We start from the raw sequence: 13,265 nt of genomic DNA on the forward strand, positions 1-13,265 counted from the left end.
ATTTTTAAAAATAATTGAAAATTTAATATTGGAAGCTTATTTTAGGCATAAAAAAGGCTAAACCTGATAAGTTTAGCCAATTATTATCTCGATTTTTATTTTAAATGTTGATCAATATTCTGAAGTAAATTATTTAGATTCTTTGGAATAACAAAAAAGCTGCATCATTTTATGAATACTTACTCCAGTTCTCTTTTCAGGAACTTCCCTGTCAAGCTCTTCTTGGACTTCACAATTTCCTCAGGAGTTCCCTGTGCAACGATCTGTCCGCCATGTTTTCCTCCTTCAGGTCCTACGTCGATAATATGGTCTGCTAATTTGATGACATCCATATTATGTTCAATGATGATGAATGAGTTTCCGAGTTCTACCAACTGATTGATGGCATCCATCAGGATTTTTACATCTTCAAAATGTAGTCCTGTTGTTGGTTCATCAAGGATATAAAGGGTATTTCCGGTTTGTCTTTTTGCCAGTTCGGTTGCTAGCTTGATACGTTGCGCTTCACCTCCCGAAAGGGTTGTCGACTGCTGTCCAAGCGTAATATATCCTAAACCGACATCCTGTAATGTTTTTACTTTTGCAAAAATCTTAGGAATCGGCTGGAAGAAATCTACGGCTTCATCAATTGTCATATCCAATACATCAGAAATTGATTTTCCTTTGTAACGAACTTCCAGGGTTTCTCTGTTGAAACGTTTTCCGTTGCAGGTTTCACAGTGCACGTATACATCCGGAAGGAAATTCATTTCGATCACTTTCAATCCTCCACCCTGACAGGTTTCGCATCTTCCGCCTTTTACATTGAAAGAGAATCTTCCTGGCTTATACCCACGGATTTTACTTTCCGGCAGTTCTGCAAAAAGGTTTCTGATATCGGTAAACATTCCGGTATAGGTTGCAGGGTTCGAACGTGGCGTTCTTCCGATTGGAGTCTGATCTACGTCTACAATTTTATCAATATTCTCTAACCCTTCAATTTTCTTGTAAGGTAACGGTTCCTGAACCGCTCTGTAGAAATGTTTGTTAAGGATCGGATACAATGTTCCGTTAATCAGAGAAGATTTTCCGCTACCTGAAATTCCTGTTACTACAACCAGTTTTCCAAGAGGAATATCAAGGGTTACGTTTTTAAGATTGTTCCCTGTAGCGCCTTTTAACACAATATTTTTACCACTTCCTGCTCTTCTTTCTGCAGGAATTTCTATTTTTCTTTTTCCATTAATATACTGAGCCGTGATGGTATCAGCTTTCAAAAGATCTTTTGGTTTTCCCTGCCAAAGAATCTCTCCTCCGAATTTTCCTGCTCTCGGACCAATATCCAGCACCTCATCGGCTTCCAGGATCATGTCTTTATCATGTTCTACCACCAATACAGAATTTCCGATATCTCTCAGGTTTTTCAGAGAATGGATCAATCTTTCATTATCTCTCTGGTGAAGCCCGATACTTGGTTCATCAAGAATATACAATACATTCACCAACTGAGATCCGATCTGTGTTGCCAGACGGATTCTCTGCGATTCTCCTCCTGAAAGGGTTTTTGAACTTCTGCTCAAACTTAAATAATCCAATCCTACATCCAGCAAAAACTGAAGTCTGGTTTCAATTTCTTTTAAGATCTCGTGAGCAATAATTTTATTCTTTTCTGAGAATTTATCTTTAACATCAGCCAGCCAGTCTTTTAAATCTGCTAAGCTTAATCCATTAACCTCAGCAATGTTCTTTCCATCAATTTTAAAACTTAAGCTTGAAGGCTGAAGGCGGGTGCCATGACATTCAGGACATATTTCTTCTGTGGTGAAATGTCTTTCCAATAAAACAGCTTCATAGGAATCTCTTTCATCAATAATCTCTTCCATGAAAGCAATCAGACCATCGAAACCAATTTTTATTTTCTTGGTAATTCCGGCGTATTTCAGGTCTTTATTGAATTCCTTGTGACATCCGTTGTAGATATAATCCAGTGCTTCTTCAGGAATATCCTGCAATGGCGTTGTTAATCCTAATCCAAAGATCTCAAGAATGTTTTTGATCTGTGACAGGATCCATTTGTTGGACTTGATATCTTCCAACGGCAGTAATCCTCCCTGATTGATGGATAGTTTCGGATTGTCTATAAAGTAATCGGTATTGATTTTTTTAATGGTTCCCAGACCTTTACAATTCGGGCAGCTTCCTTTTGGAGAGTTGAATGAGAAAGTATTGGGTTCAGGCAGCGCCAGAGAGTGTCCTGTTTCCGCATCCATCAGATTTTTGGAAAAGTATTCAATATCTGTACTTCCCAGTTTCTGAATTCCGATAATTCCTTCCCCCATTTCCATTGCTGTTCGCAACGATTTTTCCATTCTGCTTTCCGAAGCATTCTCCCCGATAATCCAACGGTCGATTACAATGTCTATGTCGTGGGTTTTATAACGGTCAAGTTTTAAATCATATTCAATATCCTGCAGCTCACCATCAATCCTTGCCTGCCCGTAACCTTTTTTGGCCATCTGAACAAAAAGCTCATGATAATGTCCTTTTCTGGAGCGCACCACGGGCGCCAAAAGCATGATTTTCTCTTTTTTATAATTTTCTTTGATGGTTTCAAGGATCTGATCTTCTGTATAGCTTACCAACTTCTGCCCTGTGGACAAAGAGTACGCATCCGAAACTCTGGCATACAGAAGACGCAGAAAATCGTACAGTTCGGTGACCGTTCCTACGGTAGAACGCGGGTTTTTATTGGTTGTTTTCTGCTCAATGGCAATAACCGGAGAAAGTCCTTCGATTTTATCCACATCGGGACGCTCCAATCCGCCCAGAAATTGGCGTGCATAGGCAGAGAATGTTTCGATATAACGACGCTGGCCTTCTGCAAAAATAGTATCAAAAGCCAACGACGATTTTCCACTTCCGGAAAGGCCGGTAATCACGACCAATTCGTTGCGCGGAATTTTTACGTTAATATTTTTAAGATTGTGTTCACGGGCTCCGTAAACTTCTATATATTCTGTTGATTTACTCATAATTTGGGGTGATTTTGCCTGAAAATCACAACGTGCAAAAATACGAAATTTTATAGACTTTTTTTGAATATAAAAGGGATAAAAGTTTCATAAAAAATTCTTAGGTTTTGTTAATGCATTGAACCCAATGTTATTGAATTTTTCCGGAGAGATTTTATAAGTTTTGGATGAAGCCAATGAAAAGCTCATTTATTAAAAAAACGGGTCAAAGCCCGTTCCTATTGATTCAAAAATGCCGCAATTGATACGGCATTTTATATTTTAAACTGATTTATTTTTTAAGGATTACATATCCTGGAAGTCAACATCTTCATTGGTGATTCTTACAATATATTCAATTCCGTCAATAGCCTTGGCAATAATCTGATTCCTGATAATATTGGCCATATTTTCCCAATACGCTCTTCCGTAGAAAGAATAGTTCTGCGGAATGATTTCTACCTCAACCGTTCTTACAAATCCTTCTTTTGGCTTGTTGCTGATCATCGTTCCTCTTCTTACCCTTACTTCTCTTACCTCATCTTTCAGAATCATGCGGCAATAATTTTTAACGTCTTCCAAAGAAATGATCTTATCTCTGGTTGTTAATGCATATTTATACGCCTGAATACTATCCGTTCCTTTTTGTTCCTCAGCTCCCCCTAATGTTTCGGTAAGCAGTACCACAGTCTGGGATTTCAGCTGGTTGGAAAGTTCAGTTCCCGGACGCATATGATTGGCGAGCGTACAGTGTGTTACCCAAAAAGAAGCGTAGGTATGATCGGTTTTTTCTACCGGTTCCATGATCACGTAATTCAGTTCCTGTCTGATATTCCTTTTGGCATTATTTACTTTCTGCACCATGGATTTCATTTTGTCAGACATTTCGCTGAGAACTCCTTTTACATTATCTCTGTTCAAAAGGGAAAATGCAGCAATTTCATCTCTCGTCAGTTCCAGAACATTGGCAATCATATCTACTGCATTTCGGCTGGTAAAACGTTCCATTCCTCCCTTTCTTACAGTATATAATCCTTTTTTAAGATCATCGGCCGGAGTGAAAGGAATTTCGGTATATCTTCTACCGTCACCATCCTGTACCTCATCTACATAAAGGAAATGCTCGCCTTCGTCTGTCACCAAAGGGATATTATTCCCCATGATATCAAGGCTGTATTCTGTTTTTTTCCAGCCTCTGTTATAGATTGGAAAAGCATTCAATACAAATGAGAAATTATCCAGGATTTCGGCTGAAAACTGTGGTGGAAACTCAAACGTAAGCCACAGATAACTTTTATTATCCAGGAATTTAGTAATTTCTTCTTTTCCGGCAAGAAAATCAAGGTTCTGTGGAAGCTGTCCCGGTTCTGAGAACAGACTTTGAGAGATTCCTGTTACTTCAATAAATTTATGACGATAGATACTTTTAATATCTTCAATCACCTTATTTCTGATGGATTGTTCTTTGAACATCTGCTCATAACCATCGTTCTGACTTTCCGTAAGATAGCTTAATCCTTCTCTTACAAACAGAGGGTTACCATTGCTTGAAACCGTGATATAAGGTAATAATTTATATACGAAATCAAGGTGCTCAAAAGCCGGATTGGAGCAGAATATGCTCAGGTATTTGGGAAAGTTTTCACTTACATATTTGCTTACATCTACTCCTATTGTGATTTTTCTGTAATCTTCAGGTCTTCCCTGAAATCTTGCAATAGGAATTTTGTTGAATCTGTCGTCGATGCTGTAGCAGGTATTTCCTACAAACATGATCGAAGTGTGAACTTTATTGATTCTCACATTTCCTACAGGGGTAAACGGAATGTTCAGCTGTTTGTCCGATTCCGATTTCACCGTGGAAGTCATCTGTTTACGGAAGAAAAATTCCGTGTGTTCCAATAAAATTTCAGAAGACTCATAAGGCTGTGTAAAAGCTACGGAATGAGCCGGAATAGGATGTGTATAAATGGACGGTGTAAGCAGTTTTGCCAGTTTTTCCAATATACGGGCATTCACTGTCTGTATTTCATTATTCGCTTTGAAAACCTCTGTACTGAATGCGTCTATCAGCAGTTTTACAAAAGGATCTAAAGACTGTGGGCTCCTTAATCCCCATACTTTAGTTGCATTCTGCAGCATTCTCGCTTTTACAGATTCTTTGGAATAAATATTCTGATCTAAATTCATAATTTTCTTTCGCTGTTAAAAATATTAATCAATAGACATCGGGCTTAGAAACAGCTCTGTTGAGAAACTGAACCGTTCTCCTGTTTCTTCCATTTTTGCATTGATGGCAATTCTTACTTTCTTTTTAATTTCGGTGTGTTCTTTAGTATCGTAGCTGTGCTCTACAAATTGTATGTGAGCATCGATCTGCGGGTTTACGATTCTTGGTTCATATTCCTGAATCTGTCTTCTTAAGCTTTTGATAAAAACGCTTTCCCAGATGGCACTTGTAACTCCATTATCGAATTCAAGGTTCCAGACATCGTTTCCATAGTTTTCATCATATCTGTTCTCCCCTTTTTTGGTGGTGATCAGCAGCATAATATTGTGGGCAATACTTTCGCCCATATCGCAGGTATCGATACTTCCGCCTTCGGTCATTAAAGTAGACGGTACGAAAGGCATTCTGTAATTTGGTGTATCCATAACTTATTGTTTTTACTTCATGGTCCTGTTCTAAAAACGAAATACCAAATTACACATTTTCGACAAATAATAATGATATACTTTAAAATATTATTCAAAAACAAGGGCCTTCAAACTGAATTGAAAGCCCTTTAATCTGTTATATTTTTGTTTTATTTTAAGTATTTGCTTTTTTTCTGTTGATAAAATAGTACACAGGAAGTCCCAGCAATACCAAAACAAAACCAGGCCATGTATATTGCTGCTTGTAAATAAGCAAGAGGATACAGAAACATGTTCCTATGACAAGATAAATAACCGGCGTTACAGGATAAAGCCATGTTTTATAAGGTCTTTCCAGCTGCGGCTGTTTGATTCTTAAATAAATAACTCCAAAAACCGTAATCATATAGAAAAGGACGATCACGAAAGAGATCATATCCAGTAAATTTCCATACTGCCCGCTCAGACACAAAATGGAAGCCCAGACTCCCTGCATCCACAGTGCATTTTCAGGAACTTCATTTTTATTATTTTTTACTGCTGACTTAAAGAACATACCGTCTTTGGCCATCGTCTGGAAAACTCTTGCTCCTGCCAGAATCAGTCCGTTGTTACATCCAAATGTAGAAATCATGACCAATAAGGCAATGATGATAGTTCCTGCACTTCCAAATATATTCTGGGATGCCGCTACCGCTACTCTGTCATTAGCAGCAAATGCAATTCCGTCTCTGTCCAGAGCATTTAAGTAGACATAGTTTACCGCGATATAAAGAATCATTACAGCAGAAGTTCCGTAAATCATTGATTTGACTACATTCTTTTTAGGGTTTTCAATTTCACCGGAAACAAATGTTACACTTTCCCATGCCACAGAGCTGAAGACAGAGCCTACCATGGCAGCAGCAATTCCGCCTAGAAGAGTCATTCCTCCGATAGGTTCCCAGCCTTCTTTAAGGAAATTTCCGCTCAAATCTTTTTTAAGATTATTGAAAGAATCTGTTCCCCAGTTAAAGTTTTCTGCTAAATGAGAAATGTCTACTAAAATAAAACCGGCCGCAATCAGCCCAAGTAATGCAATAATTTTGGAACCGGTAAAGATATTCTGAAGGATTTTTCCGCTTTCTACACCTCTGGTATTGATATAGGTGAGCAAAATAATGACAGCAATTGCAAGAATCTGTATCCAGGTTATTTTAAATTCACCACTCTGGAAAATAGGAGCAGCATCGTTTAATGACGGAATCAGATAAGCGGTAAATTTCCCAAAAGCCATTGCCACCGCAGCAATAGTTCCGGTTTGTATCACCGTAAACAATCCCCATCCGTAAAGAAATCCCATTTTTTTTCCGAAAATCTCTTTCAGGTAAGTATATTGCCCTCCGGCTTTCGGAAACAGTGCAGACAGTTCTCCATAGCTTATGGCTGCAGCTACTGTCATCACTCCTGTAATTACCCATACGATAATCAGCCAAAACCCGGATCCCAGGTTTCGCATCATGTCAGCACTTACAATAAAGATCCCGCTTCCGATCATAGATCCCATCACAAGCATGATGGCATCCCATAGTTTCAGTTTTTTTTGCATAGTCAAGTATAGGGGTCAAATATAATCAAATCTGTCTTTGATTTTCAAATTTGTTGAAAATTCATCAAAACACCTGTCTTTTGTCATTTTTTATTCCTTTATGATTCAATTTTAATTAGTATTTTTGAGAAAAATATTAAACATGAAATTTAAAGCAATATTATTGGGTGCAGCCTTAACAGCTTCTTCGTTAGCTTTTGCTCAATCCGGACCACCGGAAGGGAAAGCGTTGGTAGGTGATACTTACGGAGATCAGGTAACTTCATCCGCTGAATCTAAAGCGATCACCGCAGATAAATTGAATAAGCAGCTTAAAAAAGATAACAAAAAAGTTGAGAATGTTTCCGTTAAGGGAAAAGTAACAGACGTATGCGACAAAAAAGGCTGCTGGCTTACGATCCAGACAGAAGATAATTCTAAGTTTTTTGTAAAAATGAAGGATTATGCTTTCTTTGTACCTACCGCATTAAAAGGGAAAAATGTTGTGTTGGAAGGGAATGCAGAAAGAAAAGTAACTTCTGTAAATGAACAGAAACATTACGCCGAAGATGCTAAAAAGCCTCAGTCTGAAATTGATGCTATCACTCAGCCAAAAGAAGAAATCAGGTTTGTAGCTAACGGAATTAAAGTAGTTAACTAAACTTTATATTCTGAAATTAAGTTTTGGTTAAGCCGTATGAATATTCATTAAATTCAATGGGCTAAAGCCCACTCCTATTGAATCACATTATAATTTAGTGCATAGCCATTTAAATTTTGGAAATTAGTTATAAAAATAAAAGTTTCGGCAGCCCCTCCAGGGCTGCCGAAACTTTTTTATATGGAGATATTTAAAGTCTTTTAATCTTCTATTTTAAAATCCACAACTGAGTCCAGTTTCGGATATTTAGTTGCAGAAATAAATTTCTTTCCGGTACAGTCTATTTCCAGCCAGCCCTTCTTTTGTTTCACATCTCCGGCTTCCATTACGAAAGGAATAAATGAGATGTCACTTTTCCCATCTTCTTTGATTTCCCTGTACTGTACTGCAATATCCAGAATACATTCATGCTCTGTATTCAGCTTTACATTTCTGTAAATCAAGTCATAATGGGTTTCCTGGTTTTCAGGGATTTCAAGGTAAGTTTCCCAGCCTGTAGTATCAGAGTTCAGTTCACTGATTGCTTTCAAAGCATAATAAAGAGCAATTGTATAGTATTTTCTTGTTCCTGTACGGGTATAATCTTCTACAAAGTGCCCGCCTTCAAATAAGATGGTTGGCATCCCTGCTTTGATAAAGTTATCTCCGGTAGAAGTCGGATAAAATTCATCAGAATATCTTCCGATCTGGTTGGGAATCATTTCTTTTAAATGGTTGTACACGCTTCCAATGACTGCCATACATTTTTTTCTGTTTTCGGTAATGGTACGTTCTACATTTTCAGAAGGTGCCAAAAAGGAAAGCGTGGCAGGATGAATACCATCAGTGGTAAAAATGGTTCTCTGCTCATGAAGATTTAAAGCATAATCATATTTTTTGGAAGCTGCTGCTTTTTTCAGGAATTTAATCTCCTTACTTGCTTCGTTATGAAAATCTCTGTTCAGGTCAATATCGGCTGCATTCAGCCTGGTCCATCTTTCGGATCCATCCGGATTCAGCATGAATATAAAATCAAGTGTTATTTTACTGAACAAATCATCTTTCATTTCGGGAGCTTTATCAAGACTTATCAGAAGGTCAAGCATAGCATGGGTGGCATTGGATTCATTTCCGTGCATTTGTGACCAGGCCAATACCTGAATGTTTCCGGTTCCGATGCTTAACTGATAAATCGGTTTATCTAAATAGGATGTTCCGATCTCCCGAATATAATCGCTGAGATTGGCCTGTAGATAAGAAAATAATTTTTCAGGGGAAATATAGCGATTTGAGAAATCGGGGTTTTGAGAATAGATCTGTTCAAAATTCATTGTAGGAATAGTTTACAAGAATCAAATTTAGCCATTTTTAGCCAAAAACTTAAATTAACATTTGTAAATATTAGCAAAATTCACAAATTTACATTTGACATTCGCTTTGAAAACTGTTTACAAAGTTTAAATTATTCAAATTGAGCGTTATAAAAGTAAGTTGACACTTGTAACATTATTAAACAGCACTGAAGGACAATTTGTCTGTGGATAAAATTGTGGATTGCGAATAATTCAATAACAAATATTTAAAATATTAAAATTCAGCACTTTATAAAGTTTAATTCAACTGTATTTATAACTGTACTTTAAGTGTAAAAATAGAGCATTTTTGCTATTTGAGAGTTATTTTACTAAACATAAAAATTGTGGAAAACCAAGTTGTTTAGTAGTGTATACATATGTAAAATCACAGAAAAATCAAATGGATGTCTGAAAATTATTCAAATAATACTTTTTATCAGGAGTTTTAATCTTTGATAAAATGAGTTGCTTAACAGGAACAGTATTTTCCCCTCAATTTGGCCAAATATGGGCCAAAATAGTGTATTTACATCAGTAATTTACTACTGTAAACTCTATTAAAATTGCTTTATATGTGTTTTATAAGGTATTTATCGATAATCTTATTTCCGGAAACGATTTAAGTGGTTTAATAATGTATATTCTGTTTTTAAAGCTATTTAATGGATAAAATAGCTCCATCGATGGGCTTAATTTACATTTTTAAACCAGTTTTTTTAAAGAATCGTAGTCTTTTACCAGATCGAAACTATCTGTCTACAGCGGTAATGGTAGATTCATCTGATAAGTAAATACAATTGTAATTTACATATAATGATTTGATTTTAAAACAATTAAAACCTTGTTACAAATGTATACAAAAGGAATTTCAAATTATTTACATTTGTATTTTGCATTTGTAAATTATATATGTTACATTTGTAAAATAATTAAAGGCTTATTTTTATGAGTTTAAATGAAAGAATTTCCAAAATTATAGAGTATTCTCGTCTTACTCCTTCTGAGTTTGCAGATGAGATTGATGTACAGCGTTCATCCATTTCACATATCACATCAGGAAGAAACAAACCGTCTCTTGAATTTATCATAAAAATAAAATCCCGTTTCCCGGAACTTCTTTGGGACTGGCTGGTTACTGGTGAAGGTGAGATGCTGAAATCTCAACTGCCGGAATCAGAAATTAACGAAGAGCATACCGAAGAGGAAAAAATAAAGACAACTCCACTACCCGATCTTTTTACTATGATGAATGATGATGATGAATTCGGAAGTGATGAAACGGAAGCAGAACCTTCAATATCAAGTCCTGGAGAATCGTTTATACCGGCCCATGATAAAGCTCCGGAAAAAATATCGGATTCTCAGCGATTAGAAAATTCGGGTGATCATATTTTGGGACAACTATTTGGTAATCAACAAAGTAAGATAAAACGTATTGTTCTGTTCTATGAAAACGGAAAATTTGAAAGTTTTGAGCCTTAAAAAACCTGATCAAGGAAATGATCAGGTTAAAAAAATATTTGAAGAAGAAAACTAAAGCTATTGCTTTATTTTATTTTTAAAAAATTTTCACGGATACCAGTGACAGAGTTTTTACCTTTTATGATCGTCTGATCCCCTACTATATTTTTATAATTTAGTTTTAATAAGAGTGATTAGTGTATTGGATAGTTACTGTCATAGGACAGAAGTGTATTAGTAAATGAAGATATTGTTTTATGTTTTTTTATAGCTTTATCAAATATAACTATTTTAAATCAAATCAGCAATAAAAACTGAATTATTTTACACTATAACCAACACATCTTATCATTACATTCATTATCATTAATTTACTTTTCATTTCCATCTTTTAATTCCAATAAAAAAGACCTGCAAAACTGCAGGCCCAATATATATTGTGGACAATATTATTATTTCTTTCTTCTTTCCAATTCTTTTTTGATCAGTCCAAGCTCTCTTCCGGTTTGTCCGGCTACAGAGGTGTTTTCTTGGGCTCTTCTCGTCAAATAAGGCACGACATCCTTTACAGGTCCGTATGGAAGATATTTAGCCACATTGTAGCCTTTATCAGACAAATAGAAGGTGATATTATCACTCATCCCGTAAAGCTGTCCGAAATAGACGTGCGGATTGCCGTTTTCCAGAGATTTTGCCTTCATTTTATCCATAATCAACTCTGAGGAGATTTCATTATGGGTACCAAAGAATGCTGAAACCTTATCCAGGTGATCCATCACAAAATCAATTCCTGCATTATAGTTCTTATCTGAAGCCTCTTTGGTTGGCTGAATAGGATCTGCGTACCCTTTTTCTGCGGCTCTGGCTCTTTCTTTTTCCATGTAAGCACCACGAACGATTTTGTAACCGATGAAGTAATTTTTCTCTCTTGCTCTCTGAAGATGTGCCTCCATATACTCCAGTCTTCCGGTTCTGTACATCTGGATGGTATTCCAAACGATAGGTTTCTGCTGGTTATATTTCTCCATCATTTCTTCACAAAGATGGTCTGCTGCATCCTGCATCCAGGTTTCTTCAGCATCTACCATTACTTTTTTATCATGTTCGTGACAAAGACTGCATACTTCATCAAATCTTTTTACCACTCTTTCCCATTCTTCTTTCTGGCTGGTAGTAAGCTCAGCGCCTTTTCCAACAGCTTCATAAAGATCAATTCTTCCGAATGCGGTAGGTTTAAATACAATAAAAGGAATTGCCGGATTTCCTACTGAGAATCGTACAATGTCCTTGATTTCTTTGCAAACCGCATCAAAAGTTTCTTCATCTTCTTTCCCTTCGATGGAATAATCAAAAATACTCCCAACTCCTCTTTTGAACAGTTGCTTTACAACTTTCATGCTTTCTTCACGGGTTTCACCACCACAGAACTGCTCAAATAAGGTATTTTTTACAATTCCGGTAACGAAAGGGAAATTATTGTGTACTGTGAAATTCAGAACAGATGTTCCAAGGCTTGTAAGAGCGGGCTGTTCAATCATTTTAAACATCCAGTAAGCCTTTCTCAGTTGTGCATCAGACTTGTCTGCAAATGCAATTTTAGTATCATTAAAAATGGGCATTCCTATTTATTAAATTTAGTTATGCAAAGGTAATAATAACCTCAGTTTATTTAAAGATTTTTTTTACAATTTATGCTCTATTCCATTTAAAAGCATGGCGATGATTCCCACAAAAACCCAGAATCGTAACACGTTCAATGTAAGAAAGTTACTTCTTCTGGAAGCATTTAAAAGAAGATATATGCATACAATCATGACAAAAAGCCCGCCGGCAAAATAATAAGCCATGAATCCGGTAGTGCTGGTTTTCGTAATAATATTCATTGAAACTGCCATGGTAATGATCAATAAAGAAGTCAGAATAATTTTTGTATTTCTGCTTTTAAAATAATTGGGAATGGTAGTATATCCGAAAGCTTTATCCACACTTCTGGTAAGAGTATCTTTCACAATATCAATACATAACAGGATAAGGAATAGAAAAACAGCCATCAGGAAAACCTTTTTGGAAAAGGTTTCGTAATACACCATCATTCCAAAGAACGGATATAGCGTCAGACTGACAAAAGTAAGATTGTTCAGGATCAGTATTCTGCTCAGTTTATGGCTGTAAAACCACATAAAGAACTGATAGACCAGGAAAAAAACAAATACATTATGAGAAATTATCCAGGCTACCCCCAGAGAAATTGCACTTAGTGCCAGGTAGGCATAGAGAAAATATTTCTGTTTGATGAAGCTCTGAACCCTTGTTCTGAAAGGCTTTACTACATGATCTTTCTCCAGATCGTAAAACTGGTTGATAATACCACCTGCCAGAATTGTAAGGACGGTACAAAAAATAATACCGTGAACTTTAAAATCAAAGACAAATTTTCTGAAGGATTCATCCTGATTGAACAGGAAAAAAGTAGAAACATAGAGAGCAAACGTCAGCAGAGCCGCTACAAAAAACCGTGCTCCGAGAAGAAAGCCCACGAATTGTGAAAATCTGTAGAATAGAGATTTTGAGAGATAATTTTTAGATTGGAAAGGTTCTTTTTCAGAATTCATTCC

Annotated in this window: 9 protein-coding genes; 2 read left to right on the forward strand and 7 right to left on the reverse strand. The window is 36.4% G+C overall.

Going from position 1 to position 13,265, the window contains the following annotated elements:
• Window positions 1-179 precede the first annotated feature (179 nt).
• The 4 genes from uvrA to V0410_RS04815 form a co-directional block, all read right to left on the reverse strand.
• Complete coding sequence (gene uvrA / locus V0410_RS04800; RefSeq protein WP_330746540.1) at window positions 180-3,011, reverse strand: excinuclease ABC subunit UvrA; 2,832 nt, start codon at window positions 3,009-3,011, stop codon at window positions 180-182.
• A 285-nt stretch (window positions 3,012-3,296) separates the two neighbouring features.
• Window positions 3,297-5,180, reverse strand: coding sequence for a type VI secretion system baseplate subunit TssF (locus V0410_RS04805; RefSeq protein ID WP_227942242.1), 1,884 nt, complete (start codon window positions 5,178-5,180; stop codon window positions 3,297-3,299).
• Between the two features lie 24 nt (window positions 5,181-5,204).
• Window positions 5,205-5,645: a GPW/gp25 family protein gene (locus tag V0410_RS04810; RefSeq protein WP_002979175.1), complete on the reverse strand. Its 441-nt coding sequence runs from the start codon at window positions 5,643-5,645 to the stop codon at window positions 5,205-5,207.
• 157 nt (window positions 5,646-5,802) lie between these two features.
• Window positions 5,803-7,215, reverse strand: a complete 1,413-nt coding sequence (locus V0410_RS04815) for an APC family permease (protein WP_330746542.1) — start codon at window positions 7,213-7,215, stop codon at window positions 5,803-5,805.
• A gap of 142 nt (window positions 7,216-7,357) precedes the next feature.
• Between V0410_RS04815 and V0410_RS04820 the strand changes: the two genes are divergently transcribed.
• On the forward strand, window positions 7,358-7,855 hold the full coding sequence (locus tag V0410_RS04820) for a DUF4920 domain-containing protein (RefSeq protein WP_202840669.1): 498 nt from the start codon (window positions 7,358-7,360) through the stop codon (window positions 7,853-7,855).
• A 200-nt stretch (window positions 7,856-8,055) separates the two neighbouring features.
• On the opposite strand, the gene V0410_RS04825 is transcribed toward V0410_RS04820, so the two are convergent.
• Window positions 8,056-9,165: a M14 family zinc carboxypeptidase gene (locus tag V0410_RS04825; RefSeq protein ID WP_330746543.1), complete on the reverse strand. Its 1,110-nt coding sequence runs from the start codon at window positions 9,163-9,165 to the stop codon at window positions 8,056-8,058.
• A 969-nt stretch (window positions 9,166-10,134) separates the two neighbouring features.
• Here V0410_RS04825 and V0410_RS04830 point away from each other — a divergent pair.
• On the forward strand, window positions 10,135-10,671 hold the full coding sequence (locus tag V0410_RS04830) for a helix-turn-helix transcriptional regulator (protein ID WP_330746544.1): 537 nt from the start codon (window positions 10,135-10,137) through the stop codon (window positions 10,669-10,671).
• Between the two features lie 431 nt (window positions 10,672-11,102).
• Here the strand turns inward: V0410_RS04830 and V0410_RS04835 are convergent, their stop codons facing one another.
• Together V0410_RS04835 and V0410_RS04840 are read right to left on the reverse strand one after the other, a co-directional pair.
• A complete protein-coding gene (locus V0410_RS04835; protein ID WP_330746545.1) occupies window positions 11,103-12,269 on the reverse strand; it encodes a proline dehydrogenase family protein in 1,167 nt (388 codons plus the stop codon).
• Between the two features lie 63 nt (window positions 12,270-12,332).
• Window positions 12,333-13,262 carry a UbiA family prenyltransferase gene (locus V0410_RS04840; RefSeq protein WP_330746546.1) on the reverse strand — a complete coding sequence of 310 codons (930 nt, stop codon included), beginning with the start codon at window positions 13,260-13,262 and terminating at the stop codon, window positions 12,333-12,335.
• Between the last annotated feature and the right edge of the window lie 3 nt (window positions 13,263-13,265).

Origin of the sequence: Chryseobacterium sp. CP-77 (assembly GCF_036362765.1) — a bacterium.
Taxonomy (GTDB): Bacteria; Bacteroidota; Bacteroidia; order Flavobacteriales; family Weeksellaceae; genus Chryseobacterium; species Chryseobacterium cupriresistens.

Coding starts and splice junctions, on each gene's coding strand:
- V0410_RS04815 (WP_330746542.1), bottom strand. CDS start 7,215: ATGCAAAAAAAACTGAAACTATGGGATGCCATCATGCTTGTGATGGGA.
- V0410_RS04830 (WP_330746544.1), top strand. CDS start 10,135: ATGAGTTTAAATGAAAGAATTTCCAAAATTATAGAGTATTCTCGTCTT.
- V0410_RS04820 (WP_202840669.1), top strand. CDS start 7,358: ATGAAATTTAAAGCAATATTATTGGGTGCAGCCTTAACAGCTTCTTCG.
- V0410_RS04805 (WP_227942242.1), bottom strand. CDS start 5,180: ATGAATTTAGATCAGAATATTTATTCCAAAGAATCTGTAAAAGCGAGA.
- V0410_RS04840 (WP_330746546.1), bottom strand. CDS start 13,262: ATGAATTCTGAAAAAGAACCTTTCCAATCTAAAAATTATCTCTCAAAA.
- V0410_RS04835 (WP_330746545.1), bottom strand. CDS start 12,269: ATGCCCATTTTTAATGATACTAAAATTGCATTTGCAGACAAGTCTGAT.
- V0410_RS04810 (WP_002979175.1), bottom strand. CDS start 5,645: ATGGATACACCAAATTACAGAATGCCTTTCGTACCGTCTACTTTAATG.
- uvrA (WP_330746540.1), bottom strand. CDS start 3,011: ATGAGTAAATCAACAGAATATATAGAAGTTTACGGAGCCCGTGAACAC.
- V0410_RS04825 (WP_330746543.1), bottom strand. CDS start 9,165: ATGAATTTTGAACAGATCTATTCTCAAAACCCCGATTTCTCAAATCGC.